This is a genomic window from Pseudomonas sihuiensis (genome assembly GCF_900106015.1).
GTDB classification, from domain to species: Bacteria; Pseudomonadota; Gammaproteobacteria; order Pseudomonadales; family Pseudomonadaceae; genus Aquipseudomonas; species Aquipseudomonas sihuiensis.
Genome location: NZ_LT629797.1, coordinates 3,585,950 through 3,611,819, shown reverse-complemented (window position 1 = coordinate 3,611,819; position 25,870 = coordinate 3,585,950). Strand labels below are relative to the sequence as shown.

The window sequence follows — 25,870 nt, the reverse complement described above, 5'->3', positions numbered from 1 at the left end:
GACAGGGCGTTTGGTTTTCAGTGTCGTTAACCCACCCTTGTATCTACGGGGTCAATCGTTGCTCGGCTTGGCCCAGTCACAGAAGCAGCCCACCGCCAGGGTATTGCTGGCATTCACCTTGCGCCCGGCCGCCAGCGCTTCGAGAATCGGCTCGATGAAGCTGTTGCTCGAGTTGCACACCAACCCTTCGCTGTAGGGGCCGAAGTAGGCCAGCTGGCCCTGTTTGTCCCAGATCGCTACGGCAGGGCTGGCCGGCAGGTTGGCGCTGCCGGGTAGCTCATCGATGGGTTGCAGCGCGGCCAGTTCGGCGGGCAGGCGGCCCTGGCTACCGGGCTTCTGTACGACATGAAATTGCACGCCCTTTGGCGTGTAGTGTTCGATCAGTTCGGCCAGGTGCTGCTGGTTGCCGACATTGCATGGGCAGGCCGGGTCCCAGAAATGCACCAGGCGGATCGCACCGGGGCCACTCAGTTCAGCGGGCAGTTGCAGTTCGGCGCCGGAGAACACCGCTGCGCGCTCGTCGAAGGTGCGCAGGTAACGCGTTTCGAACCAGCGGTAGGCCAGCACCATGCCGGCCAGCCAGGCCAGGGCGAGCAGGGCGATGAGCAGGTTCTTGCGTGTCAGGCGGGGCATGGGGCAGGCCGGGCGTAAAAGGGCGTGTAGCTTGCCACGATGCGCCGGGCAGCTGAATATCGCAGCATTCGAGGAGATGTCGTCGGGATCGTCCGCGCGCATCCTGCAACCTATGGAAAGCCCTATGTCAGAGCCGTTTCAGCCCGATCAATTGCGCCCTCTGCTGCGACCCTTGGCCGCAGCACACCTGGATCTGCCGGCGCTGCAGGCGTATCGCAGCTTCTACGGCTTCGACCGGTCTGCGCGCTTTGCCGGGCTGGACAACCGCCTCGGTAGCTTCAATGCCGCCGGCTACCAGATTGCCGTGCAGCTGTGGGTGCCGGCCGAACCGCGTGGCACCCTGCTGTTGCTGCACGGCTATTACGACCATATGGGTCTGTACCGGCATGTGGTCGACTGGGCACTGAGCATGAATTTCGCCGTGCTCGCTTGCGACCTGCCAGGGCACGGCCTGTCCAGCGGTGCGCGCGCCAGCATCGGCGATTTTGCCGAGTATCAGCAGGTGCTGGGCGGGTTGTTCGAGCAGGCCAGCGAGCTGGGGTTGCCGCAGCCCTGGCATCTTTGTGGTCAGAGCACGGGGGGCGCGATTGCGCTGGATTATCTGCTCACGGACGGCAAGCGCCCGGAACTGGGGCAGAGCATTCTCCTGGCGCCATTGGTGCGGCCGCGCGCCTGGGCCTGGTCGAAGCTCAGCTATCGAATGCTCAGCCCCTTCGTTCGCGAAATTCCACGGCGCTTCAGCGAGAACTCCAGCGACGCCGCCTTCGTCGACTTCGTGCACAACCTCGATCCCCTGCAGCCGCGCAGCTTGCCGACTGCCTGGGTGGGGGCGTTGGCCAAATGGGTGCCGCGCATCGAGGCGGCCGGGCGCAGCGTGCACAGCCCGCTGATCATTCAGGGCGAGGCGGACATGACCGTGGACTGGCGCCACAACCTCGAGGTGCTGCAGGACAAGTTCCATCAGCCACAGATCCTGCGGCTGACGGAGGCGCGTCACCACCTGGCCAATGAGAACGAGGCGCTGCGCCTGCGTTACTTCGATTTTCTGCGCGAGCGCTTGGCGTAGGGTCAGATGCCCTGCGGCGCTGGTGCAAGCTCGTTGGTGCTCATGCCTACTGCAAGGCCTGCGCGCAGCGCCTGCAGGGCAGCCTGGTAATAGGCTTTACCCGCCTCCGACTGGGCGAATTCGACGAACTGCTCCAACTCGGGGTCGCTCAGCTCGCGATAGACGTGCAGCAGGGTGTTGTCGAGATCCTGTTCGATCTGCGTCATCAGACGCTCACGCTGGCCATTGAGCAGCCCCTGAGCCTGGCCGCCGCCGAGTAGGCCGGGAATCATCTGGCTGAGGCTGTCGGCCGCCACGCCGGCCAGCGCCAGACTGACTTCGGCGCCGGCTTCCTTGGCGGGAATGGCCTGGGCCAGGTGACGAATCAGCAGGCGACGGGTGGCATCGGCGTCGGTGCGTGGCAGACCATTGGCGTACTTGGCCAATTGGTCGCTACGGGTGGCCAGCGTCTCGGCGGCGACGATCTTGCGGCCCAGTTCGGATTCGAAGAAGGCCAGCGCCGGCTGCGGGTCAGCCAGCTCCTTGCTCAGGCTGTGTTGCGCGCGCTGGTCGATGGCGGCAGCTGCGAAGCGGCGATTGCTGTTATCCACCAGTGCCTGAAACACCGCCGGTGGCAGGGTGCTGCGGTAGCGCTGCTGAGCAGCGTCGAGCGCCTGATTGAAATGTTCACGCTGTTGCGGCCAGCCGGCAGCCTGATACAGGCGCAGGTGGTCGTCTGCCAGGGCCGGCAAGGTCAGGCCAATCAGCAACAGGGCAAACAGAACGCGCATCGAAAACTCCTTGGCAAACTTTCCTGGCCGGCCGCAGGGTGCTGCGGCCGGTTATTTTCGGCGGCTGGCGGAGGCTTGTCGAGTCACGACATGCCACTGATACAATCGCCGCCATGACCGAATCCAGCCTGCACGACCTCTTTTCCGGCCTTATCGACGACCTTGCCAGCCAGGGCTGGTCGCAACGGGCGTTGTTCGCCCCAGAAGTTCTGACCCGCGAACTGGCCGTCGAGTGTCGCACGCGTGCACAGAATGGCGAACTCAATGTCGCCGGCGTTGGGCGCGGGGGCGCGCAGCAGGTGCGGGAAGGGATTCGCGGCGATCGCATCCAATGGCTGGAACCTGGCCAGAGCCAAGCCTGTGACCAGTATCTGCAATTGATGGACGGTTTGCGTCAGGCACTCAATCAGGCGCTCTATCTGGGGCTCGAAGACTACGAATGCCACTTCGCCTGCTACGCACCGGGGGCCTTCTACCAGCGGCATCTCGATCGTTTTCGCGATGACGACCGCCGCACGGTGTCGGCGGTGTTCTATCTGAACGAGGACTGGCAGACCGAGCAGGGCGGGGCGTTGCGCCTGTATCTGGCCGATGGCCGGGAGCATGACGTACTGCCTCAGGCTGGAACACTGGCGCTGTTTCTATCTTCCGAGATGCCTCACGAAGTGCTGCCGGCCACCCGCGAGCGACTGTCATTGACCGGCTGGTTCAGGCGTCGGGGTGGCGCGGTACTCTGAGGCCTGTGGGCTGTCTGGCGACAGTCATGGAGAGGGCGATGCAGAAGATATTGGTCAGCCGCTGCCTGCTCGGGCATCGGGTGCGTTATGACGGTGGTGCTCACGGACCCTTCGATCAGCTGCAGCGGTGGCTGGACGAAGGACGGGTGGTGGCGCTGTGTCCGGAGGTGGCGGGTGGGCTGCCGACGCCACGTCCGCCTGCGGAAATTCGCGATGGACAGGGTGGTGCGGTGTTGGATGGTCGGCTGCCAGTACTGACGATCGAGGGCGAGGATGTCACGGCTGCGTTCGTCGACGGCGCCGAACAGGCGCTGGCGCTGGTGCGCGAGCACGACATCCGCCTGGCACTGCTGAAGGCGCGCAGCCCTTCGTGTGGCAATCTGGAAAACTATGACGGCAGCTTCAGCGGCGTGCGAGTGCCGGGCGAGGGCGTGACCGCTGCCCTGCTGAAACGAGCTGGAGTGAAGGTGTACAACGAAATGCAGTTGGACGAAGCGGCCGCCGAGTTGGCGCGGTTGGAGCGGGATTGAGGTAGCCCGGATGCAATCCGGGGCACGGTGGTGCGCGCGGCGCACCCTACGGAATGAGAAAGGGAGGCCCGAAGCCTAATGCTGATCAGATAAGTTCGTCACCACCCCCTCCTACTTGCAGTAGAGGGGGGCGCTTTTCGTAGGAGCCAGCTTGCTGGCGATGCTTTTTATGGCGGATCGCCGGCAAGCCGGCTCCTACAAAGATCGAGTGCAACGGCTTAACTGACTGGCATTAGGCCCGAAGCCTCCCTTTGTTCATTTCTGCATACCTTCGGGGCTCGCGAGCCAGAGCGAGACAAGGCGGGAGCGACCGAGGAGAGCGGAGTTTACGTCAGTAAATGAGCATCTCCGAGGTTGTTCCCAACGCCGTATCGCCGACGCGCAGCCGCTCCGGTTTAGAACAGGACGCGGCTGCGGATGGTGCCATTGACGTGCTGCAGCTTCTCCAGCGCCAGGTCGGAGTACTCGGCGTCTACGTCGATCACCACGTAGCCGACCTTGTCGTTGGTCTGCAGGAACTGACCGGAGATGTTGATGCCGTTGTCGGCGAACACCTTGTTGATGTCGCTCATCACGCCCGGAATGTTCTGGTGGATGTGCAGCAGGCGGTGCTTGCCTGGGTGTGCCGGCAGGGCCACTTCAGGGAAGTTGACCGAGGACACCGAGGTACCGTTGTCGCTGTACTTGACCAGCTTCTCGGCCACTTCCAGGCCGATGTTGGCCTGCGCTTCGGCGGTGGAGCCACCGATGTGCGGGGTCAGGATCACGCGATCCAGGCCACGCAGCGGGCTCTCGAACTCTTCGTCGTTGGACTTGGGTTCGACCGGGAACACGTCGATGGCCGCACCGATCAGGTGCTCGTCCTTGATCGCCTGGGCCAGGTGATCCAGCTCGACCACGGTACCGCGTGCGGCGTTGATCAGGATGCCGCCCTTCTTCATCGCGCGGATTTCCTTCTCGCCGATCATCCACTGGGTGGACGGCAGCTCCGGCACGTGCAGCGAGACGATATCGCACAGGCCCAGCAGCTCGTACAGGTCACCGATCTGCGTGGCGTTGCCCAGCGGCAGCTTGGTCACGGTGTCGTAGAAGAACACCTGCATGCCCAGCGCTTCGGCCAGTACCGAGAGCTGGGTGCCGATCGAGCCGTAGCCGATGATGCCCAGCTTCTTGCCGCGGATCTCGAAGGAGTTGGCCGCCGACTTGATCCAGCCACCGCGATGGCAGGAGGCGTTCTTCTCGGGGATGCCGCGCAGCAGCAGGATGGCTTCGGCCAGCACCAGCTCGGCCACCGAGCGGGTGTTGGAGTAGGGTGCGTTGAACACGGCAATACCGCGTTCGCGGGCAGCGTCCAGATCGACCTGGTTGGTGCCGATGCAGAAGCAGCCGACGGCGACCAGTTTTTTCGCGCAGTCGAAGACGTCAGCCGTCAGCTGGGTGCGCGAGCGGATGCCGATGAAGTGGGCATCGGCGATCTTCGCTTTCAGCTCATCGCCCGACAGAGCGGTTTTGAGGTACTCGATGTTGGTGTAACCGGCGGCCTTCAGCGTGTCCACGGCGTTCTGGTGGACGCCTTCGAGAAGAAGGAACTTGATCTTGCTCTTGTCCAGAGAGGTCTTGCTCATCGGAGTACCTGTGTCCCACGGGATGTTGTCAGGGAAGGGCCGAGAAACTCAGCCAGCGCCCGTAGATCGCTGCATGGCTCGATTCACGGGGTGCGTATGCTAGCATGTTCGCCTTTTTCAATGCTCGGTTGCGACCTGAATGGTTCTCAGGGCGACCATGAATCCTTTGAGAGTTCCGTAGATGACCACCCCTGCCCAGATCGAAGAGCTGAAGACCCTGGTTGAACCCGGCAAGGTACTGACCGACGCCGATTCCCTCGAGGCCTATGGCAAGGACTGGACCAAGCATTTCGCCCCGGCGCCTTCGGCCATCGTCTTCCCCAAGACTACCGAGCAGGTGCAGGCCATCGTGCGCTGGGCCAACGCGCACAAGATCGCCCTCGTGCCGTCTGGCGGCCGTACCGGCTTGTCGGCCGCTGCCGTGGCGGCCAACGGCGAAGTGGTGGTGGCGTTCGACTACATGAACCAGATTCTCTCGTTCAACGAGTACGACCGTGCAGCGGTATGCCAGCCGGGCGTGGTGACCAAGCAGCTGCAGCTGTTCGCCGAAGAGAAAGGCCTCTATTACCCGGTGGACTTCGCCTCTTCGGGTTCCAGCCAGATTGGCGGCAATATCGGCACCAATGCCGGCGGTATCAAGGTGATTCGCTACGGCATGACCCGCAACTGGGTGGCGGGCCTGAAGGTCGTGACCGGTACCGGCGAACTGCTTGAGCTGAACAAGGACCTGATCAAGAACGCCACCGGTTACGACCTGCGCCAGCTGTTCATCGGTGCCGAAGGTACGCTGGGCTTCGTGGTCGAGGCGACCATGCGCCTGGATCGCGCGCCGAAGAACCTCACCGCAATGGTGCTCGGCACCGCTGATTTCGACTCGATCATGCCGGTGCTGCACGCTTTCCAGAGCAAGCTCGACCTGACCGCGTTCGAATTCTTCTCCGACAAGGCCCTGGCCAAGGTACTCGGCCGTGGTGATGTGCCGGCGCCGTTCGAAAGCGAATGCCCCTTCTATGCCTTGCTGGAGTTCGAAGCCAGTACCGAGGAAGTGGCCAACCAGGCGCTGGAAACCTTCGAGTACTGCGTCGAGCAGGGTTGGGTGGTCGACGGCGTGATGAGCCAGAGCGAGCAGCAGCTGCAGAACCTGTGGAAGCTGCGCGAATACATCTCCGAGACCATCAGCCACTGGACACCGTACAAGAACGACATCTCGGTCACGGTCAGCCAGGTGCCGGCCTTCCTCAAGGATATCGACGCCATCGTCGAAGCCAACTACCCGGATTTCGAGGTGGTGTGGTTCGGCCATATCGGTGACGGCAACCTGCACCTGAATATCCTCAAGCCCGAGAACCTGTCCAAGGACGAGTTCTTCGCCAAGTGCGCAGTGGTCAACAAGTGGGTGTTCGAGACCGTACAGAAGTACAACGGCTCGATCAGCGCCGAGCACGGTGTGGGCATGACCAAGCGTGATTACCTGCACTACAGTCGTTCGCCGGCGGAAATTGCCTGCATGAAGGCGGTCAAGGCGGTGTTCGATCCCAACGGCATCATGAACCCCGGCAAGATTTTCGCGGTTTGATCTCGTAGGGTGCGCTGCGCGCACCCATGATCCAACGCGTCTTGGTGCGCGCGGCGCACCCTACTGATCAGGAGTCCCCGATGAGTTATCAGCACCAGTACGTCGACGGAACCACCGTCCACTTCCCCCTCGGCAAGGTCGTTTGCATTGGCCGCAACTACGCCGAGCACGCCAGGGAACTGAACAACCCGGTGCCCAGCGAGCCCTTGCTGTTCATCAAACCGGGCTCCTGTGTTGTGCCGCTCGATAGTGGCTTCGCCATTCCCGAGGATCGCGGTTCGGTGCATTACGAGGCGGAAATCGCTGTGCTGATTGGCAAGCCGCTGTCGAAGGCGCCGGATGCCGAGGAAGTGCGTGACGCCATCAGCGGCTTCGCCCCGGCCCTGGACCTGACCCTGCGTGACGTGCAAGCCAAGCTCAAGGAGAAGGGCTATCCCTGGGAAATTGCCAAGAGCTTCGACGGTGCCTGCGTGCTGGCGCCTTTCGTACCCGGCGATGTCATCGAGGACCTAGCCGATATCGGCATTCGCCTGGTGATCAACGGCGAAACCCGCCAAGACGGCAACAGCCGCGACATGCTCAACCCCATCCTCAGCATGATCCAGCACATGGCCGGGCACTTCGCCCTGCAGCCGGGTGACGTGATTCTCACCGGCACGCCGGTCGGCGTTGGCGCGCTGAACAAGGGCGATGAGCTGGTGCTGGAGTTGGTCGGTCACAGTAGTTTCAACAGCCGCGTGCTATAAGCTCTGACCGCCGCCTCTTCAGGCGGCGGAACTCTTCCAGACATCGGATGTCGGATCGCCATCAAGCAGCCGAACCGTCGCCGATGCCCTCCCTTCGTTCCCGCCTTTCTCGCCCCCGTTATTGGTTGTCCGGCATGGCCGTGCTGGCCGCGATCACGGTCGTAAAAACCCAGCATCTGGATGATCGCGCCCTGCTCTGGTGGCAGGAGGGGCATACGCCGTTGGTCGAGCGCTTGGCCAGCGTCTGGCTGCCTGGCTACCGTGCGGTTATTCAGGCCAAGCCCTTGTCTGGCCTGGAGCGAGATGAAACTTCGGGGCTTACCTACAACCCGGTAACCGGCACCCTCTTCACCGTCACGGGCAAGAATCCACTGTTGGTGGAACTCTCGCGTGAGGGGGAGGTGTTGCGGCGTATCCAGCTGAAGGGCTTTTCTGATCCGGAAGCGGTAGAGATGATGGATAACGGGCGCATGGCCATCGTCGATGAGCGTCGTCGTCAGCTCACCACCTTTACCCTGCGTGACGATGACCTGGAACTGGATGCGGCCGATTTACCCGGTTTCGACCTGGGCTTTGTCGACGCGGGTAACAAGGGCTTCGAAGCCGTTGGCTGGGATGCGCGCAGCAGCAGCCTGATGCTGGGCAAGGAGCGTAGCCCGATGGGCTTGTTCAGCCTGCCTTTTCCTGGCGAGGACGGTGCAGCTGGCATGATGCAGCCTTTCAACTACGGCAGTCTGGGAGTGCGCGATATTTCTTCGCTGAGTATCGATGCGCGTACCGGCCATGCGCTGGTGCTGTCCGATGAGTCGCGCATGCTGCTGGAGCTGGATCGTAGCGGTCACCCGGTCAGCTTTCTCAGCCTTACCGGCGGTCTCAACGGTCTGGAACAGGGCATCAAGCAGGCTGAGGGCGTGACCATGGACGAAGAGGGCAACATCTATATCGTCGCCGAGCCCAATCTTTTTTACGTTTTCAGCAAGGCGCAACCGGGTGCCAGTTGAGTGGGGTGGCGGATTCAGTTTGGCTTAAGCCGCGATTCAGTCTGGCTTCAGCTAGCGGCACTAATCTGACCCCGTCACTTACGAACAACGAGGTTCACACCATGAAACGTACCGCTCTCGCTCTGATGGTTCTGCCGCTGCTCAGCACTGCCGCTTTCGCCACTGGCTACACCGGCCCTGGCGCTACTCCGCAGGTCACCACTGTATCCGCTGCACTGCAGGCTGCCGATGACACCCATGTCGTACTGGAAGGTCAGATCGTCAAGCGCCTGCAGGACGAGCTCTACGAGTTCAAGGACGCCACCGGCACCATCCAGGTCGAAATCGACGACGAAGACTGGCCGGGCCAGACAGTTTCGGAAACCGCCAAGGTGCGTCTGACCGGTGAAGTCGACAAGGACTTCAACAGCCGCGAGATCGATGTCGATCGCGTCGAACTGATCAACTGATCGCGATATCCCGCCCGCCCGCCCGCCACGTCAAGCCCGTGGCGGGCTTTTCCGTGGTCGTCAGAGAAGTCCATCATGCGTCGTTTGCTCTCCATAAACCCCTGGTTCTATCTGCTGTTCTTCGTGTTCTTGCTTGGCGCCGTGCTGGGTCAGCAGTATCGGCTGTTCGAGCGAGCCTGGTTCTCCGTGCAGGAATGGCAGCATGGCGCGCAGTGGCGCGGTCAGTCGCTGTGGCTGGGTGACTACCGCGTGGTGATCGAGGCCAAGCCGATTGCCGATATCAGCGACGTATCGGCGCTGACCTACGATCCGGATCGCCGCAGCCTGTTCAGCGTCACCAACAAGCCGGCCAAGGTGATCGAGATCAGCCTGCAGGGCGAGCTCAAGCGCACCATCGATCTTGAGGGTTTTGGTGATCCCGAGGCCATCGAATATGTGGCGCCCGGTACCTATGTCATTGCCGACGAGCGCGAGCAGCGCCTGGTCAAGGTGCGCATCGACGACGCCACGCGCGTGATCGACGCAGCCGATTTCCAGCAACTTTCCCTGGGTATCGGGCGCAACGGCAACAAGGGTTTCGAAGGGTTGGCCTACGATGCGAAGGATCAGCGTCTGCTGGTGGCCAAGGAGCGCGATCCGGTGCGTATCTTCGAGGTGCTCGGCTTCCCCCATGTCGACGAGAGCAAGCCGCTGGCGCTGCAAGTCAATACCGACCCCAAGCGCGATGCGCGGCTGTTCGTGCGCGACCTTTCCAGCCTCGACTTCGATACGGCGACCGGCCATCTGCTGGCGCTGTCGGATGAGTCGCGCCTGGTGATCGAGTTGAACACCGAGGGCAAGCCGATCAGTACCCTGTCGCTGCTACGTGGCCAGCATGGCCTGCAGCGCAGTGTGCCGCAGGCGGAGGGGGTGGCGACGGATGACGACGGCAACCTGTACCTGATCAGTGAGCCGAACCTGTTCTATGTGTTCAGGAAACAGGCCGACTAGCCCGTCTGGTCGTCCGTTTGCGCATCGGGCGCGTTCTTCTGCACCGACTCGATGCCGCTCTTGCAGCTGGCGGCGCTGGCATACATCTGACTTTGCCCGACTACCTGGCCGTTGGTGGCCATGAGCAGGAAGTAGTGTTTGTCGTTGCTCGAGGTCTTGGTCTCGAAGGCGCCGTCGCGCTGTGAGTTCTTCTTCACCGACTCGATGCCGTTCAGTGCCGAGTCCTTGGCCTTGTACATCTCGCTGGTGAGGATGACCTGGCCATTGCTGGCCAGCAGGTTGAAGTGGAATTGGCCGTCTTTGGCTTTCTTCAGCTCGAACTTTCCAGACATGTTCATTTCTCCCTGAGCGCCCGGCGGTATGCCGCAGCAATGTCAGCAAGCGTAGACCATCAATGTGAATGGCTCTTGCCGACATGGGTATGGCCATCGTCCGCTAGCGGCTGCACGCCGCCGCTGACGTTGAGCTGGCGCAGGATGCCGCAGCCTTCCGCTTCCTTTGGGTCGTTGCAGCGGTCGCGCAGCTCGGTGAGTTGCGCGCGTAGCGCCTGCAGGCTGTCGATGCGCGCCTGAACATGTTCGATATGTTCGTCCACCAGGCTGTTGATGCCGGCGCAGCTTTCGTGTGGCAGGTCGCGCAGAGCCAGCAGCCGCTGAATCTCTTCCAGGGTCATGTCCAGCGTCCGGCAGTTGCGGATGAACACCAGGCGCTCCAGGTGCGGGGCGCCGTACAGGCGGTAGTTGCCTTCGCTGCGTGCGGGTGCTGGCAGCAGGCCCTCACGTTCGTAGTAGCGGACGGTCTCTACCTGGCAGCCGGCCTTTTTCGCCAATTCTCCGATTTTCATGGGATCGCTCCGTGGGTGCTTGACCCTATAGTGACTACAGGGTGTGTACTCGGCAATAGACACCTGACGGAGATTGGCCATGAGCCGCTGCTGCGATCACTCGCACCACCAGTCACCTGCTCATCCTGAGCATGCCCACGGTCACGAGGCCGTGCCGCAGCCAGCGGACGCCGCGCTGACGGGCGCGTGCAATACCCGTATACGCATCGAGCAGATGGATTGCCCCACGGAAGAGCGCCTGATTCGCGACGCGCTGGGTCGCCTGCCTGGCGTGGCCGGTCTGCATTTCAATCTGCTGCAGCGCGTGCTCACCGTCAGCCATGACGAAGGCATGCTGGCGCAGGTGCTGCCGGCCATCCGCGCGCTGGGGTTCACCCCGCAGGTCGAAGATGATCGAACTGCGCAGCAGCCGGCTGCTGCACCGGCGAAAAAGCCCTGGTGGCCACTGGTACTGGCTGGTGGGGTGGCAACCGCTTCGGAAGTCGTGCATTTCGCCGGGCTCGGCCCCGACTGGCTGGTGGCACTGCTGGCCGTTGCCGCCATCCTGATGTGCGGGCTGAACACCTACAAGAAGGGCTGGATCGCCCTGAAGAACCGCAACCTCAATATCAATGCCCTGATGAGCATCGCCGTGACCGGCGCGGTGCTGATCGGCCAGTGGCCGGAAGCAGCGATGGTGATGGTGCTGTTTACCCTGGCCGAATTGATCGAGGCGCGCTCGTTGGATCGGGCACGTAACGCCATACGCGGGCTGATGGATCTGGCGCCGCCGCGCGCTACCGTGCAGCAGGCCGATGGCAGTTGGCAGGAGCTCGACGTGCAGGCTATCGGGCTGGGCGCGGTGGTGCGTGTGCGTCCTGGTGAGCGCATCAGCCTCGATGGTGAGGTGGTCGGCGGCAGTTCGACGGTCAATCAGGCGCCGATCACCGGTGAAAGCCTGCCGGTGGAAAAACGTGTGGGCGACGCGGTATTCGCGGGCACCATCAACGAGGCGGGCTCGCTGGAGTTTCGCGTAAGCGCGGCAGCACGCGATACCACCCTGGCGCGCATCATCCATGCGGTGGAGGAGGCGCAGGGCTCGCGTGCACCGACCCAGCGTTTCGTCGACCAGTTCTCGCGCATCTATACCCCGGTGGTCTTCGCCTTCGCCCTGGCGGTGGCCGTGCTGCCGCCGCTGGTCATCGGTGGCGCCTGGCTCGACTGGGTCTACCGCGCCCTGGTGCTGCTGGTGGTGGCCTGCCCCTGTGCACTGGTGATTTCCACGCCGGTGACCATCGTCAGCGGCCTGGCGGCCGCCGCACGCAAGGGCATCCTGATCAAGGGCGGCGTCTATCTGGAGAACGGGCGGCATCTGGCCCTGCTGGCGCTGGACAAGACCGGCACGCTGACCCATGGCAAGCCGGTGCAGACCGACAGCCTGCACTTGCTGGAAGTGGATGAACCGCTGCACGCCGCCTGGGCGGCGAGCCTGGCCGCGCGCTCGGATCACCCGGTTTCCCGGGCGTTGGCCCAGCGTGCCGAAGAGCAGGGGCAGGCGTTGCACGATGTCGAGGATTTCGAGGCACTGCCGGGGCGGGGTAGCAGAGGACGGATCGATGGCACGCTTCTCTTTATGGGTAACCACCGCCTGGTCGAAGACCTCGGGCTGTGCTCGGCGCAACTGGAGCAGCGCCTCGAGGCATTGGAACGCCAGGGCAAGAGCATGGTGGTGCTGTGCGACGAACAGCGTGCGCTGATGCTCTTCGCCGTGGCCGACACGGTGCGCCAGACCAGCCGCGAGGCGGTCGCCGAACTTCACGAACTGGGTGTACGCACCTGCATGCTCAGCGGTGACAACGTTCATACCGCCGCGGCCATCGCCGAACAGGTCGGTGTCGACGAGGCACGCGGCGACCTGTTGCCAGCCGACAAGCTGGCCTGGGTCGAGGCGCGTCAGGCACAGGGCAGGGTGGTCGGCATGGTCGGCGACGGCATCAACGATGCGCCAGCCCTGGCCAAGGCCGAGATCGGCTTTGCCATGGGCGCCGCCGGCACCGACACGGCCATCGAGACGGCAGATGTCGCACTGATGGACGACGATTTGCGCAAGATTCCGGCCTTCGTTCGCCTGTCGCGGCAGACCCACGCCATCCTGGTACAGAACATCGTCCTGGCCCTGGGCATCAAGGCGATCTTCCTGGCCCTGACCCTGGCGGGCGAGGCGACCATGTGGATGGCCGTGTTCGCCGATATGGGCGTGAGCCTGATGGTGGTGTTCAACGGCCTGCGCTTGTTACGCAAATGAAGGAGGGCGATATGAACATGAAACTGCAAGTTGTCATCGACGAGGCTTTCGCTCAGGCGCAACAAGAACTGCGTGCCCGCCGCAGCGCCGAAGCGTTGGTCTGGCTGGAGCGGGCGCACATCCTTACCCAGCGTCGTCCATGGCTGCATGCACGTTCACATTGGTTGATGCTGCGGGCCGGCTGGCAACAAGGGGATATGCGTGAGGTGCTGGGGCAAATGCCGCGCATCCTGGCGGCGCTGCTGTTCTCGCGCATCTGGGTGCCCGTCGGCAACACCGGGCGGGCGCGGGTCAGTGCCTTTCAACCCATGCCGATCAGCGAGGAACTGCGCCGCCTGCTCGAGTAGGCGGCGCATTGGCAGGCTCCGTAGCCGGGGTGTAATCCGGGAAATTCCGCTGAATCTGCCCCGGATTTCACCCGGGCTACGGTTTAACGCTTGAGCGTTTTCACGCCTTCGGCGGTGCCGAGCAGCAGCAGATCGGCCGGGCGGGCGGCGAACAGGCCATTGGTGACCACGCCGACGATGGCGTTGATGTCCGCCTCCAGCTTCACCGGGTCGGTGATCGACAGGTTGTGCACGTCGAGAATGACGTTGCCGTTGTCGGTCAGCACACCTTCGCGGTACACCGGGTCGCCGCCCAGCTTCACCAGCTCGCGGGCGACATGGCTGCGCGCCATGGGAATCACTTCCACCGGCAGCGGGAAGGCGCCCAGCACCGGCACCAGCTTGCTGGCGTCGGCGATGCAGATGAAGGTCTTGGCCACGGCGGCGACGATCTTCTCGCGGGTCAGCGCCGCGCCGCCACCCTTGATCAGGTGCAGGCGCTCGTCGCTTTCGTCGGCGCCATCGACGTAGAACTCCAGCTCGGCGGTGCTGTTGAGGTCGTAGACCGGGATGCCGTGGCCCTTCAGGCGTGCAGCGGTGGCTTCAGAGCTGGCGACGGCGCCATCGAAGTCCATCTTGTGCTTGGCCAGTGCGTCGATGAAGAAGTTGGCGGTGGAGCCGGTACCGACGCCAACGATGCTCTTGCTGTCGAGGCGCGGGAGAATGTGGTCGACGGCGGCCTGGGCCACGGCCTGTTTCAGCTGATCCTGGTTCATCGCGGGGAAATGCCTGGGGAGGTGGGGGAAGTAGGCGCGAATTATAGCCGCAAGTGCTGTGCTGACGGAGCAGAACCCACGCGTTTCGTATGGTCGTCCGGCGCGGCGCTGGGGTAGACTCGGCAGTCCTCTCAAAGCCCGAACGCCTGCGAAATCGCCATGCTCGAACAGTACGTGAAGAAGATCCTCACCTCGCGCGTTTATGACGTCGCGGTGGAAACCCCGCTGCAACCCGCCCGCCAGCTCAGTGAGCGGCTGGGCAGCCAGATTCTGCTCAAGCGCGAGGATCTGCAGCCGGTGTACTCGTTCAAGATTCGCGGCGCCTACAACAAGCTGGCGCAACTTTCGGCCGAAGAGCTGGCGCGCGGCGTGGTCACCGCCTCGGCCGGCAACCATGCCCAGGGTCTGGCCCTGGCGGCCAAGCATCTGGGGGTGAAGGCAACCATCGTCATGCCGCGTACCACGCCCGAGCTGAAGGTGCAGGGCGTGCGTTCGCGGGGCGGCAAGGTGGTGCTGCACGGCGACGCCTTCCCCGAGGCGCTGGCGCACTCGCTGAAGCTGGTGGAAGAGAAGGGCTACACCTATATCCACCCTTACGATGACCCACTGGTGATCGCCGGCCAGGGCACCGTGGCCATGGAAGTGCTGCGCCAGCACCAGGGGCATATCGATGCCATCTTCGTGCCGGTCGGTGGCGGCGGCCTGATCGCCGGCATCGCGGCCTATGTGAAGTACCTGCGCCCGGAAATCAAGGTGATCGGCGTCGAGCCGGACGACTCCAACTGCCTGCAGCAGGCGATGGAGGCTGGCGAGCGCGTGGTGCTACCGACGGTCGGGCTGTTCGCCGACGGCGTGGCGGTGGCGCAGATCGGCCAGCACACCTTCGATATCTGCAAACAGTATGTCGACGAGGTGATCACCGTCAGCACCGACGAAATCTGCGCGGCTATAAAGGACATCTACGACGATACCCGCTCGATCACCGAGCCGGCCGGCGCGCTGGCCGTGGCCGGGATCAAGAAGTACGTCGAGCGTCAGGGTGCCAACGGCGAAGTGCTGGTGGGTATCGACTCCGGCGCCAACGTCAACTTCGACCGCCTGCGCCACGTTGCCGAGCGCGCCGAGCTGGGCGAGAAGCGCGAGGCGATCATCGCCGTGACCATCCCCGAGCAGCCGGGCAGCTTCAAGGCCTTCTGCGAGGCAGTGGGCAAGCGCCAGATCACCGAGTTCAACTATCGCTATCACACTGACCGCGAGGCGCACATCTTCGTCGGCGTGCAGACCCATCCGGAGAACGATCCACGCCAGGCGTTGGTCGAGGGCCTGCGTGCGCAGGGCTTCCCGGTGTTGGACCTGACCGATAACGAACTGGCCAAATTGCATATCCGCCATATGGTCGGTGGTCATGCCGCTGGTGTCGGTAACGAGATGGTGCTGCGCTTCGAATTCCCCGAGCGGCCGGGCGCCCTGTTCAATTTCCTGCAGAAACTGGGCGGGCGCTGGAACATCTCGATGTTCCACTACCGCAATCACGGTGCTGCTGATGGCCGCGTACTGGCGGCGCTGCAGGTGCCTGAAGATGAACGCCATCTGGTGCCGACGGCGCTGGATGCCATCGGTTATCCGTATTGGGATGAAAGCGACAACCCGGCTTATCGCCTGTTTCTGGGCTGAACACGACCTTCGAACCGTAGGGCGGGTGTAAGCCGCCCTGCGTAATCGCCTGATAATCAAGGAAGCCCCTGATGGAACACTATCTGCTGGTCCGTATTCTCCACAGCGCCCCGGGCGTGTTGCTGCTGCTCGGCCTGATCGCCCATGGCGTCATGCTGTTCAAGGCGCAGCGCGGTGGCGATGCGACGGTGCTGGCGCGCAAGCTGCGCGTGACCCTGCTGTTCAGCTTCCCGGCATTCGCCGTGCTGGCGCTGAGCCTGCCGGTTACCGGCTACTGGCTGGTGGACACCGCCGGCTGGCCGCTGGGACAGACCTGGCTGCTGCTGGGCAGCATTCTCTATGCGCTGATGATGCTGCTCGGTTTGTTGCTGGCCGGTCGCCTGGCGGTCTGGCGTGCGCTGGGTGATACACCGGCGCCGACATCGCTCAAGCGTCTGTGCCTGATCTATGCGGGGCTAATTCTGCTGCTCTTGATCGTCATCATGGCGTTGATGGGGGCCAAGCCGGTCTAAGCAGATCGGCGGGCTGCTCGCTTCGCTCGCGAGACCGCCCTACGTTTTACCGGCTGCGCCTGCTTTTCGCCTGTAGGAGCGGCTGGGCGGCATTCCGCTTCAGCCGCGATTGCCACTATGAAATATTTCGCGGCTGAAGCCGCTCCTACGCCACCCTGGTGACATCGCACACTCAGCGCAGCGAAATCACCGGCCAGCCGCGCTCGATGGCGGTGGCGCGCAGCACCTCGTCCGGGTCGACCGCCACCGGGTTGGCCACGGCCTCAAGCAGCGGCAGGTCATTGCGCGAGTCGCTGTAGAAGTAGGCGCCATCGAGGTTGTGCCCCGTTTCTGCCAGCCATTCGTTCAAGCGGGTCACTTTGCCGCCCTGGTAGCACGGCGTGCCGGTGATCTGCCCGGTATAGCGGCCATCCTGCATGCCGCATTCGGTGGCGATCAAGGTCTCCACGCCCAGGCGCTCGGCGATGGGCGCGGTGACGAAGCGGTTGGTGGCGGTGATGATCACCAGCTTGTCGCCCGCAGCGCGGTGCTCGGCCAGCAGTGCCTCGCCCTTGGCCAGGATGATCGGCTCGATCACCTCGGCCATGAACTCGCGGTGCCACTGCGCCAGTTGTGCCATGTCGTGGCGGCCGAGAATGGCCTGGCTGAAATTCTGATAAGCCACCACGTCCAGCTTGCCGGCGCAGTAATCGGCATAGAAGGCATCGTTGCGCGCCAGGTACTCGGCCGCGTCGACCAGGCCGCGCTGGCAGACGAATTCGCCCCAGCTGTGATCGCTGTCGCCAGCCAGCAGGGTGTTGTCGAGATCGAAAAGGGCCAAGCGCACGGTTCGTTACCTGTTCTGTAGAAAGGGAGGGCGCGCCAGAATAGCCGCTTTGCCGGGGCTTTCAAACAGCGCCTAAACCCGCGTTGCTGCTGTCGCCGGCTTTGTGGAACAATGCCGGAACTTGCGTGTACGAGGTTGCTTGCCGTGATCGATTCTGATGGTTTCCGCCCGAATGTCGGCATCATCCTGACCAATGATATCGGCCAGGTGCTCTGGGCCAGGCGTATCAACCAGGATGCGTGGCAGTTTCCTCAGGGTGGCATCAATGATCGTGAATCGCCGGAAGAGGCGCTTTACCGTGAACTGAATGAAGAGGTCGGCCTCGAAGAGCAGGATGTGAAGATCCTCGCCTGCACCCGCGGCTGGTTGCGTTATCGTTTGCCGCAGCGTCTGGTGCGTACGCACAGCCAGCCGCTGTGCATCGGGCAGAAGCAGAAGTGGTTTCTGCTGCGTCTGACGGGGGCTGAAGACCGCGTACGCATGGACCTGACCGGCAAGCCCGAGTTCGATGGCTGGCGCTGGGTCAGCTACTGGTACCCGCTGGGCCAGGTGGTCACATTCAAGCGCGAGGTCTACCGACGCGCGCTCAAGGAACTTGCCCCGCGCCTGATAGTGCGCGACTGATACGGACCCCAATCGAGCATGCTCAATACGCTGCGCAAGATCGTCCAGGAAGTAAACGCCGCCAAGGATCTCAAGGCGGCGCTGTCGATCATCGTGCAGCGGGTCAAGGAAGCGATGGGCAGCCAGGTCTGCTCGGTCTACCTGCTCGACCCGGAAACCAATCGTTTCGTGCTGATGGCCACCGACGGCCTCAACAAGCGCTCCATCGGCAAGGTCAGCATGGCCCCCAGCGAAGGTCTGGTCGGCCTGGTCGGTAGCCGTGAAGAACCACTGAACCTCGAAGACGCTGCCAGCCATCCCCGTTACCGCTACTTCGCCGAAACCGGCGAGGAGCGTTATGCCTCCTTCCTCGGTGCACCGATCATCCACCATCGGCGGGTGATGGGCGTGCTGGTCGTGCAGCAGAAGGAGCGCCGCCAGTTCGACGAAGGCGAGGAAGCCTTCCTGGTCACCATGAGCGCGCAGCTCGCCGGCGTTATCGCCCATGCCGAGGCGACCGGCTCGATTCGCGGCCTGGGGCGCCAGGGCAAGGGCGTGCAGGAGGCCAAGTTCGTCGGCGTGCCGGGTGCGCCGGGGGCAGCGGTCGGTACTGCTGTCGTGGTGCTGCCCCCGGCTGATCTGAATGTGGTTCCAGACCGCAGCGTCGATGACATCGCGGCCGAGCTGGAGCTGTTCGACAAGGCGCTCGGCTGGGTGCGCGAGGACATGCAGGAGCTGTCCGAGAAACTCGCCACTCAGCTACGCAAGGAAGAGCGCGCGCTGTTCGACGTCTACCTGATGATGCTCGAGGACGCCGCACTGGGTAACGAGGTGCGCAAGGTCATTCGTACCGGCCAGTGGGCGCAAGGCGCCTTGCGCCAGGTGGTGCTCGACCACGTCAATCGTTTCGAGCTGATGGATGACGCTTACCTGCGCGAGCGCGCCTCCGATGTGCGCGACCTCGGCCGGCGTCTGCTCGCCTACCTGCAGGAAGAACGCAAGACCACGCTGGTCTATCCGGATAACACCATCCTGGTCAGCGAGGAGCTGTCGCCGGCGATGCTCGGCGAGGTGCCGGAAGGCAAGCTGGTCGGTCTGATCTCGGTGACCGGCTCGGGCAACTCCCACGTGGCGATTTTCGCCCGCGCCATGGGCATTCCCACGGTCATGGGTGTGGTCGACCTGCCGTACTCGAAGATCGACGGCATCAAGCTGATCGTCGATGGCTATCATGGCGAAGTCTTCACCAACCCCAGCGAGCTGCTGAGCAAGCAGTACGCCGATGTGGTCGAGGAGGAGCGCCAGCTCACCGAAGGGCTCGACGCTCTGCGCGCGCTGCCCTGCGAGACCCTCGACGGTCACCGTATGCCGCTGTGGGTCAACACCGGTCTGCTCGCCGATGTTGCGCGTGCCCAGCAGCGAGGTGCCGAGGGCGTCGGCCTGTACCGTACCGAAGTGCCGTTCATGATCAACGAGCGCTTCCCCAGCGAGAAGGAACAGCTCGCTACCTATCGCGAGCAGTTGCAGGCCTTCCACCCGCTGCCGGTGACCATGCGCACCCTGGATATCGGCGGCGACAAGTCGCTGTCCTACTTCCCGATCAAGGAAGAGAACCCTTTCCTGGGTTGGCGCGGTATTCGCGTGACCCTCGATCACCCGGAAATCTTCCTGGTGCAGACCCGCGCCATGCTCAAGGCCAGCGAGGGTCTGAACAACCTGCGCATCCTGTTGCCGATGATTTCCGGCACGCAGGAGCTGGAAGAGGCATTGCACCTGATCCACCGCGCCTGGGGTGAGGTGCGTGACGAGGGTACCGATGTGCCACTGCCGCCTATCGGTGTGATGATCGAGATCCCGGCCGCCGTTTATCAGACCCGCGAACTGGCGCGCCAGGTGGATTTCCTCTCGGTCGGCTCCAACGACCTGACCCAATACCTGCTGGCGGTCGACCGCAACAACCCGCGTGTGGCCGATCTCTACGATTTCCTCCACCCGGCGGTGCTGCAGGCCTTGCAGAAAGTGGTCAACGACGCGCATCTCGAAGGCAAGCCGGTGAGCATCTGCGGTGAGATGGCCGGCGATCCGGCGGCTGCCGTGCTGTTGTTGGCAATGGGCTTCGATTCGCTGTCGATGAACGCCACCAACCTGCCCAAGGTGAAATGGTTGCTGCGTCAGGTGACCCAGAGCAAGGCCAAGGAACTGCTGGGGCAGGTGATGACCATGGACAACCCACACCTGATCTACAGCACCCTGCACCTGGCGCTGCGCAATCTGGGGCTCGGTCGGGTGATCAACCCGGCGTCGAATATCCAGGCCTGATTCGCCTGTAGGGGCGTCCGGGCTACCCGCATAACGCGACCTCGCCCACCAAGGCACCATGCGGGCCGAAGCTGCGCTCGGTGATATTCCAACGCCCGTCCCGGCAGAGGTTCAGCACCGTACTGGCGCGGGTGCCATAGGTAGCAGTGGTAATGAAAATACTCGACAGTACGCGCTCCGTCTCCAGCCCGACGCCGGTGTCCGGCAACAGGTGATCGGCTGGCTGGCTGCGATCGGTCAGCAGCTCCAGTAGCGCTTCATCCTCGCTTTCGAGTCTATCGCTCAGGGCATTTCTGGCACGCAGCAGCTTCGGCCACGGCGTGTCGAGATCGGCGTTGGACATACCATAAATGCCGCTCTGCAATTGCCGAGGCAGGCCTTCCTGAGAGTTGAAGTGCCAGAGCTGATGGCGGTCGCCCAACAGCAGGTTGAAGCCGGCATGCTCTTGTGCGCCGCGCATGATCCTGTCGAGATAGGCCGGTGCCGACTCCTGACCCAGCAGGTAGTCGGCTGTCAGCACGCCGCGTGAACGGGGACCGGCTTTTTGCCGCGGGTCGCGGATATTGGTCAGCGCCGCGAAGCGGCCTTGCGCGGTAACACCGAGCCAGGTACCCCCAGCTTGCAGATCGCGACCGGCGAATACGCCAGGTGCATCCGCCCATTCGCTCAGTGCTGCGCTGGGGCGCGCGTAGAACTCGTCGCGATTGGCCGCCAGGCGCAGCATCGTCGGGCTTTCGGGCTGCCAGGCGAAGACGATCAGGCACATGCGCATTCCTCCAATGGCGGAGTCTGGCAGGCTAGCGAGCTCAGCCAGGGGCGGCAACCGTTCCGTCGATCCGTGTGCCGTTGAGGAGGCATTTCCGCTACCATGCCGCTTTGTTTTTGGGGGTGTCGATGGAGCTGCTGCTCTACCTGGTACTGGGCTCGGCTGCCGGTGTGCTGGCTGGCCTGTTCGGCGTGGGCGGTGGTCTGATCATCGTGCCGGTGTTGGTGCTGAGCTTCACCGCCCAGGGTATGGCAACGGAAATCCTCACTCACCTGGCAGTGGGCACTTCCCTGGCGACGATCGTCTTTACCTCGATCAATTCGCTGCTCGAGCACCATCGCAAGGGCGCGGTGCGCTGGCCGCTGTTTCGCTGGTTGACCATTGGCATTCTGCTCGGTGCTGCGCTGGGGGCCATGACGGCGGCGTTGATCCAGGGACCGTTGCTGCAGAAGATCATCGGTACGTTCGCCATCATCGTTGCCGCGCAGATGGCGCTGGACCTGAAACCCAAGGCCAGTCGCGGTGTCCCAGGCAAGCCGACATTGACGGTAGCCGGCGGGGTGATCGGCTGGGCGTCGGCGATCTTCGGCATTGGCGGTGGTTCGCTGACCGTGCCCTTTCTGGTCTGGCGCAGCGTGCCGATCCAGCAGGCGGTGGCCACCTCGGCAGCCTGTGGTTTGCCGATTGCCATTGCCGGCGCGTTGAGTTTCATGTTCACCGGCTGGGGGAATCCGAATCTGCCGCCATGGAGCGTCGGTTTCGTGTATCTCCCGGCATTGCTGGGGATAGCCCTGACCAGCATGTTCTTTGCCCGTTTTGGTGCGCGCCTGGCTCATCGCCTGTCGCCACTGTTGCTCAAGCGTCTGTTCGCCCTGCTGCTGTTCAGCGTGGGCCTGAGTTTTTTCATTTAAGGAGTCCTGGATGCTGCCTTATCCGCAGATCGACCCGGTGGCCATCGCCCTTGGTCCCCTGAAAATCCATTGGTACGGCCTGATGTACCTGGTCGGTATCGGTGGTGCCTGGTGGCTTGCCTCGCGCCGGCTGGAGCGTTTCGATGCGACCTGGACCAAGGACAAGCTGTCCGATCTGGTGTTCTGGGTGGCCATGGGGGTGATTCTCGGTGGGCGCCTGGGCTACGTGTTCTTCTATGATTTTGCCGCCTATATCGCCGAACCGGCGAAGATCCTGCGAGTCTGGGAAGGCGGCATGTCGTTCCATGGCGGGCTGATCGGGGTGATGCTGGCGACCTGGTGGTTCGGCAAGCGCAACGGCAAGAGCTTCTTCGAACTGATGGATTTCATCGCACCACTGGTGCCGATTGGCCTGGGTGCCGGGCGCATTGGTAACTTCATCAATGCCGAGCTGTGGGGCAAGGCCACCGACGTGCCATGGGCGATGGTCTTCCCCACCGACCCGGAGCAACTGGCGCGCCACCCGTCGCAGCTGTACCAGTTCGCCCTGGAGGGCGTGGCACTGTTCACCATCCTCTGGTTCTACTCGCGCAAGCCGCGCCCGACCATGGCCGTTTCCGGCATGTTCGCCGTGTGCTACGGCATCTTCCGCTTCATTGTCGAATTCGTCCGTGTGCCCGACGCCCAGCTTGGCTACCTGGCCTGGGGCTGGCTGACCATGGGGCAGGTCCTCTGCATACCGATGATTCTCGCCGGCCTGGGCCTGATCGCCTACGCCTACAAACGCCAGGCTACCCAGGAGGGGGCCGCACCATGAAACAGTACCTCGACCTGATGCGCCATGTGCGCGAGCATGGCACCTTCAAGGAAGACCGCACCGGCACCGGCACCTACAGCGTGTTCGGCTACCAGATGCGCTTCGACCTGGCCGATGGCTTCCCCATCGTCACCACCAAGAAGTGTCACCTGCGCTCGATCATCCACGAGCTGCTGTGGTTCCTGCAGGGCGATACCAACATCCGTTATTTGAAGGAAAACGGCGTCAGCATCTGGGACGAGTGGGCCGACGAGAATGGCAATCTCGGCCCGGTCTACGGCTACCAGTGGCGTAGTTGGCCGGCACCCAACGGCGAGTCCATCGACCAGATCGCCAAGTTGATCGAGATGATCAGGAAGAATCCGGACTCCCGTCGCCTGATCGTCTCGGCCTGGAACCCCGCGCTGGTCGAGCAGATGGCCCTGCCGCCATGCCATGCGCTGTTCCAGTTCTACGTGGCGGACGGCAAGCTCTCCTGCCAGCTCTATCAGCGTTCGGCAGACATCTTCCTCGGCGTGCCTTTCAACATCGCCAGCTACGCGCTGCTGACGCTGATGGTGGCGCAGGTGTGTAACCTGCAGCCGGGCGAGTTCATCTGGACCGGTGGCGACTGCCACCTGTACGCCAACCACATCGAGCAAACTGATCTGCAACTGACCCGCCAGCCGCTGCCGCTGCCGACCATGAAGCTCAACCCCGAGGTGAAGGATCTGCTGGCCTTCAAATTCGAGGACTTCGAACTGGTCGGCTACGAAGCGCACCCGCATATCAAGGCGCCGGTGGCAGTGTGAGATAGAAGTGGGTGGGCTCTGGTGGGCTAAAGCGGAGCGCCGCCCGGCCCACCCTACGGTCTGGCAGCGTCACGAAGCTCTACTAGGATGTAGGGTGGGCCGGGTGGCGTTTCTTGTAGGGTGGGCTTCAGCCCACCGATTCACCAATCCGTTGCCGCCGGCCCCTTCACCGACACCCAACAGGCAAAGGACTGCCCATGCCCCACTACCGCCGCGAACGGATTCCCGGTGCAACCTACTTCTTCACGGTCACTCTCGCTGATCGTCGTTCCCGCTTACTGGTGGAGGAAATTGCGCTGCTGCGCCAGGTCTACGTCGAGGCCAGCAAGCGCATGCCGTTCAAGACCGTCGCCATCTGTGTTCTACCCGACCATCTGCATGCTGTTTGGGAACTGCCTGAGGATGACCGCGACTATTCCCGGCGTTGGGCATTGATCAAAAGCCAGTTTTCTCGGGCTCTACCCGCCATGGCGTCTGTCAGCGCCAGCAAATCCAGAAGGCGTGAGAAGGGAGTCTGGCAGAGACGCTTCTGGGAGCACCGCATCCGTGATGAGGAGGATCTCGCAAGGCATGTCGACTACATCCATTTCAACCCGGTAAAGCACGGCCTGGTGAGTCAGGTTGGCGACTGGCCTTATTCGAGCTTCCATCGTTATGTCGGGCGCGGGCTCCTGCCTGCAGATTGGGGTGGGCGGGATGATGGTGATGGCGAGTTTGGGGAGTAGGTATTGGTGGGCTGAAGCCCACCCTACAGATAACTATCACTCATCGCGTAGGGTGGGCTTCAGCCCACCGGTTGCATGGAAAGGTCGCTGCACAGGCGCTCTACCTGTTCGGCGCGTTCGGCCTCTTCCAGGCGTGCGCCGGGATTGAGTGATGACCATTCGGGATGCGCCCGTGCCACGTTAAGTGGCGCCGGTAGCTTGCCCTGGCGCCACAGGGTTTCTCGCGGGGCGTTGAGGGTGATGGCGTCCACCGCGGCGTGACCACGTACGTTCAGTGCAGCCAGCAGTTGCTGCTGACGTAGGGCGAGCAGGCGCAGTACAGCATCGTCGACGGTCAGCTCGCGCTGGCCCTTGAGTTTTCCCTTCAGTCGTTCCCCGTAGTTGCGCAGGGTCTGTGCGCTACCACCGATCACCGCGCCCAGCGCGGCGGCCGCGCCCAGGGTGATGCCGCCGACCAGCAGGTCGACGCCGACGCCCGTGGCGGCGCCGGCCGCCATGCCGCCACCGACCTTGATGCCGAGCTGCTTCAGCGTTTCCGGGTTGAACAGGTCGTCGCCCCAGCGGCCGTCGAGCAGCGGCAGGTCGGCCGCCTTGGCATCGCTGCTGCGGAAGGCATACAGGCGCAATAGGGCCTCGACGCAGCGCTGCTCGCGTTGGCGAATCGCATCGCGCAGCTCAGAAATGGCGCCCTGTTCCAGCACCGGCTGGGCGGCGACGCTGCGGCGGCAGGCGGCGCAGTCGATCAGCAGTTCGGCGATCAACCGGTTGCCGGCCTGTCGACGGGCCTGGCGCTGTGCTTCGTGATCCTCGATCAGGCGTTGCAACTGGGAGCGCGAACGCTCCAGCAGCAGGGCCAGGCTTTCGTACAGGCGTCGTTCGCCATCTTCGGGTGGCGCCACACTGTCGAACGCCACCAGGGCGTGCAGGCCGAGGCGAGCCAGGGCTTCGCGCCATTCACCTTCGCGGTGGCTGGCGCTGGCGACAAAGTTGAGCACCGGCAGCAGCGGCCGGCCACACATGGTCAGCACCGCCAGTTCGTCGCGGTACTTGGCCAGCACCGGCTCACGCACGTCGATTACATACAGGCCGGCGTCGGAGGCCAGCAGCTGACGCAGCACCTTGGCCTCCTGTTCGTAACGCTGGCGCGCTTCGCTGCCTTCGAGAAAACGCGCCAGACGGGCCGGGCCGTCCAGGCGTTCACCGGGGCGGTCGAGGCGCTCCAGGTAGTCGAGCAGGGCAATGGCGTCTTCCAGGCCGGGGGTGTCGTACAGCTCCAGCAAGGCCTGGCCGTCCACCGACAGGCGCGCACCCTCGACATGGCGCGTGGTGCTGGCGCGCGGCGAGACTTCGCCGAACTCCACGTCGCGGGTCAGGGTACGCAGCAGCGAGGTCTTGCCGACATTGGTATGGCCGACCAGGGCCAGTTTCAGTGGTGGGCTCATGGCGTGGTCTCGGCCGGGTAGCTCGGAAGCAGAGCGTGCATCGAGGTAGGAGCGAGCTCTGCTCGCGAAGCTTTTGCCGTTTGCCATGGTTCGCGAGCAGAGCTCGCTCCTACATGAAGGCCGTGTGCCTG

At 63.4% G+C, this 25,870-nt stretch carries 27 protein-coding genes; 18 read left to right on the top strand and 9 right to left on the bottom strand.

Features of this window, described 5'->3' with window-relative positions:
• Positions 1 to 51 precede the first annotated feature (51 nt).
• Positions 52 to 633, bottom strand: coding sequence for a DUF6436 domain-containing protein (locus tag BLT86_RS17075; RefSeq protein ID WP_092380445.1), 582 nt, complete (start codon positions 631 to 633; stop codon positions 52 to 54).
• A 124-nt stretch (positions 634 to 757) separates the two neighbouring features.
• Between BLT86_RS17075 and BLT86_RS17070 the strand changes: the two genes are divergently transcribed.
• The gene (locus BLT86_RS17070; protein WP_092378411.1) at positions 758 to 1,699 is read left to right on the top strand and encodes a phospholipase BipL; all 942 of its coding nucleotides are present in this window, start codon (positions 758 to 760) and stop codon (positions 1,697 to 1,699) included.
• A 2-nt stretch (positions 1,700 to 1,701) separates the two neighbouring features.
• Here the strand turns inward: BLT86_RS17070 and BLT86_RS17065 are convergent, their stop codons facing one another.
• Positions 1,702 to 2,469, bottom strand: a complete 768-nt coding sequence (locus BLT86_RS17065) for a DUF2059 domain-containing protein (protein ID WP_092378408.1) — start codon at positions 2,467 to 2,469, stop codon at positions 1,702 to 1,704.
• A 113-nt stretch (positions 2,470 to 2,582) separates the two neighbouring features.
• Between BLT86_RS17065 and BLT86_RS17060 the strand changes: the two genes are divergently transcribed.
• Positions 2,583 to 3,206: a 2OG-Fe(II) oxygenase gene (locus BLT86_RS17060; protein ID WP_092378405.1), complete on the top strand. Its 624-nt coding sequence runs from the start codon at positions 2,583 to 2,585 to the stop codon at positions 3,204 to 3,206.
• Positions 3,207 to 3,244: 38 nt separating this feature from the next.
• Positions 3,245 to 3,736, top strand: coding sequence for a DUF523 domain-containing protein (locus BLT86_RS17055; protein ID WP_092378402.1), 492 nt, complete (start codon positions 3,245 to 3,247; stop codon positions 3,734 to 3,736).
• Between the two features lie 395 nt (positions 3,737 to 4,131).
• On the opposite strand, the gene serA is transcribed toward BLT86_RS17055, so the two are convergent.
• Positions 4,132 to 5,361, bottom strand: coding sequence for a phosphoglycerate dehydrogenase (serA, locus tag BLT86_RS17050; protein ID WP_003464121.1), 1,230 nt, complete (start codon positions 5,359 to 5,361; stop codon positions 4,132 to 4,134).
• A gap of 181 nt (positions 5,362 to 5,542) precedes the next feature.
• On the opposite strand from serA, the gene BLT86_RS17045 reads away from it, so the two are divergent.
• The 5 genes from BLT86_RS17045 to BLT86_RS17025 all read left to right on the top strand — a co-directional run bounded on the left by BLT86_RS17045 (position 5,543) and on the right by BLT86_RS17025 (position 10,123).
• The gene (locus tag BLT86_RS17045) at positions 5,543 to 6,937 is read left to right on the top strand and encodes an FAD-binding oxidoreductase (RefSeq protein WP_092378399.1); all 1,395 of its coding nucleotides are present in this window, start codon (positions 5,543 to 5,545) and stop codon (positions 6,935 to 6,937) included.
• An 80-nt stretch (positions 6,938 to 7,017) separates the two neighbouring features.
• Positions 7,018 to 7,683, top strand: a complete 666-nt coding sequence (locus tag BLT86_RS17040; RefSeq protein WP_092378396.1) for a fumarylacetoacetate hydrolase family protein — start codon at positions 7,018 to 7,020, stop codon at positions 7,681 to 7,683.
• Positions 7,684 to 7,730: 47 nt separating this feature from the next.
• Complete coding sequence (locus tag BLT86_RS17035) at positions 7,731 to 8,684, top strand: SdiA-regulated domain-containing protein (protein ID WP_197676068.1); 954 nt, start codon at positions 7,731 to 7,733, stop codon at positions 8,682 to 8,684.
• Between the two features lie 101 nt (positions 8,685 to 8,785).
• Positions 8,786 to 9,133, top strand: coding sequence for a NirD/YgiW/YdeI family stress tolerance protein (locus tag BLT86_RS17030; RefSeq protein WP_046493371.1), 348 nt, complete (start codon positions 8,786 to 8,788; stop codon positions 9,131 to 9,133).
• A 75-nt stretch (positions 9,134 to 9,208) separates the two neighbouring features.
• On the top strand, positions 9,209 to 10,123 hold the full coding sequence (locus tag BLT86_RS17025) for an SdiA-regulated domain-containing protein (RefSeq protein ID WP_092378393.1): 915 nt from the start codon (positions 9,209 to 9,211) through the stop codon (positions 10,121 to 10,123).
• Here BLT86_RS17025 and BLT86_RS17020 read toward each other — a convergent pair.
• Together BLT86_RS17020 and cadR are read right to left on the bottom strand one after the other, a co-directional pair.
• Positions 10,120 to 10,455, bottom strand: coding sequence for a YegP family protein (locus tag BLT86_RS17020; protein WP_046493376.1), 336 nt, complete (start codon positions 10,453 to 10,455; stop codon positions 10,120 to 10,122). The two genes, BLT86_RS17025 and BLT86_RS17020, sit on opposite strands and share 4 nt — an antisense overlap.
• A 59-nt stretch (positions 10,456 to 10,514) precedes the next feature.
• On the bottom strand, positions 10,515 to 10,967 hold the full coding sequence (gene cadR, locus BLT86_RS17015) for a Cd(II)/Pb(II)-responsive transcriptional regulator (RefSeq protein ID WP_092378391.1): 453 nt from the start codon (positions 10,965 to 10,967) through the stop codon (positions 10,515 to 10,517).
• Between the two features lie 79 nt (positions 10,968 to 11,046).
• On the opposite strand from cadR, the gene BLT86_RS17010 reads away from it, so the two are divergent.
• Both BLT86_RS17010 and BLT86_RS17005 read left to right on the top strand, forming a co-directional pair.
• Positions 11,047 to 13,251 carry a heavy metal translocating P-type ATPase gene (locus BLT86_RS17010; protein ID WP_092378388.1) on the top strand — a complete coding sequence of 735 codons (2,205 nt, stop codon included), beginning with the start codon at positions 11,047 to 11,049 and terminating at the stop codon, positions 13,249 to 13,251.
• 11 nt (positions 13,252 to 13,262) lie between these two features.
• Complete coding sequence (locus BLT86_RS17005) at positions 13,263 to 13,598, top strand: DUF3703 domain-containing protein (protein WP_092378385.1); 336 nt, start codon at positions 13,263 to 13,265, stop codon at positions 13,596 to 13,598.
• Between the two features lie 83 nt (positions 13,599 to 13,681).
• Here the strand turns inward: BLT86_RS17005 and rpiA are convergent, their stop codons facing one another.
• Complete coding sequence (gene rpiA / locus BLT86_RS17000) at positions 13,682 to 14,353, bottom strand: ribose-5-phosphate isomerase RpiA (protein WP_017675919.1); 672 nt, start codon at positions 14,351 to 14,353, stop codon at positions 13,682 to 13,684.
• 159 nt (positions 14,354 to 14,512) lie between these two features.
• On the opposite strand from rpiA, the gene ilvA reads away from it, so the two are divergent.
• The gene (gene ilvA / locus BLT86_RS16995) at positions 14,513 to 16,027 is read left to right on the top strand and encodes a threonine ammonia-lyase, biosynthetic (RefSeq protein WP_092378382.1); all 1,515 of its coding nucleotides are present in this window, start codon (positions 14,513 to 14,515) and stop codon (positions 16,025 to 16,027) included.
• 71 nt (positions 16,028 to 16,098) lie between these two features.
• Entirely contained in the window at positions 16,099 to 16,539 is a 441-nt protein-coding gene (locus tag BLT86_RS16990; RefSeq protein WP_021490460.1) for a DUF2269 family protein, read from the top strand.
• Between the two features lie 172 nt (positions 16,540 to 16,711).
• Here BLT86_RS16990 and BLT86_RS16985 read toward each other — a convergent pair whose 3' ends face one another.
• The gene (locus BLT86_RS16985; RefSeq protein ID WP_092378377.1) at positions 16,712 to 17,365 is read right to left on the bottom strand and encodes a histidinol-phosphatase; all 654 of its coding nucleotides are present in this window, start codon (positions 17,363 to 17,365) and stop codon (positions 16,712 to 16,714) included.
• A 144-nt stretch (positions 17,366 to 17,509) separates the two neighbouring features.
• On the opposite strand from BLT86_RS16985, the gene BLT86_RS16980 reads away from it, so the two are divergent.
• Together BLT86_RS16980 and ptsP are read left to right on the top strand one after the other, a co-directional pair.
• The gene (locus BLT86_RS16980) at positions 17,510 to 17,989 is read left to right on the top strand and encodes an RNA pyrophosphohydrolase (protein ID WP_092378374.1); all 480 of its coding nucleotides are present in this window, start codon (positions 17,510 to 17,512) and stop codon (positions 17,987 to 17,989) included.
• An 18-nt stretch (positions 17,990 to 18,007) separates the two neighbouring features.
• Positions 18,008 to 20,287 carry a phosphoenolpyruvate--protein phosphotransferase gene (gene ptsP, locus BLT86_RS16975; RefSeq protein ID WP_092378371.1) on the top strand — a complete coding sequence of 760 codons (2,280 nt, stop codon included), beginning with the start codon at positions 18,008 to 18,010 and terminating at the stop codon, positions 20,285 to 20,287.
• A 22-nt stretch (positions 20,288 to 20,309) separates the two neighbouring features.
• On the opposite strand, the gene BLT86_RS16970 is transcribed toward ptsP, so the two are convergent.
• On the bottom strand, positions 20,310 to 21,053 hold the full coding sequence (locus BLT86_RS16970) for an NRDE family protein (protein ID WP_092378365.1): 744 nt from the start codon (positions 21,051 to 21,053) through the stop codon (positions 20,310 to 20,312).
• Between the two features lie 128 nt (positions 21,054 to 21,181).
• On the opposite strand from BLT86_RS16970, the gene BLT86_RS16965 reads away from it, so the two are divergent.
• The 4 genes from BLT86_RS16965 to BLT86_RS16950 all read left to right on the top strand — a co-directional run bounded on the left by BLT86_RS16965 (position 21,182) and on the right by BLT86_RS16950 (position 24,297).
• Positions 21,182 to 21,964 (top strand): sulfite exporter TauE/SafE family protein, encoded by a 783-nt coding sequence (locus BLT86_RS16965; RefSeq protein WP_092378362.1) that lies wholly within the window; start codon positions 21,182 to 21,184, stop codon positions 21,962 to 21,964.
• Positions 21,965 to 21,974: 10 nt separating this feature from the next.
• Positions 21,975 to 22,781 carry a prolipoprotein diacylglyceryl transferase gene (lgt, locus tag BLT86_RS16960; protein ID WP_092378360.1) on the top strand — a complete coding sequence of 269 codons (807 nt, stop codon included), beginning with the start codon at positions 21,975 to 21,977 and terminating at the stop codon, positions 22,779 to 22,781.
• Positions 22,778 to 23,572, top strand: a complete 795-nt coding sequence (locus BLT86_RS16955) for a thymidylate synthase (protein WP_092378358.1) — start codon at positions 22,778 to 22,780, stop codon at positions 23,570 to 23,572. Before lgt ends, BLT86_RS16955 begins: the two co-directional genes overlap by 4 nt.
• A gap of 197 nt (positions 23,573 to 23,769) precedes the next feature.
• Positions 23,770 to 24,297: an REP-associated tyrosine transposase gene (locus tag BLT86_RS16950; RefSeq protein WP_017675911.1), complete on the top strand. Its 528-nt coding sequence runs from the start codon at positions 23,770 to 23,772 to the stop codon at positions 24,295 to 24,297.
• A 59-nt stretch (positions 24,298 to 24,356) separates the two neighbouring features.
• Here the strand turns inward: BLT86_RS16950 and BLT86_RS16945 are convergent, their stop codons facing one another.
• Positions 24,357 to 25,739 (bottom strand): GTPase/DUF3482 domain-containing protein, encoded by a 1,383-nt coding sequence (locus BLT86_RS16945; protein ID WP_092378355.1) that lies wholly within the window; start codon positions 25,737 to 25,739, stop codon positions 24,357 to 24,359.
• Between the last annotated feature and the right edge of the window lie 131 nt (positions 25,740 to 25,870).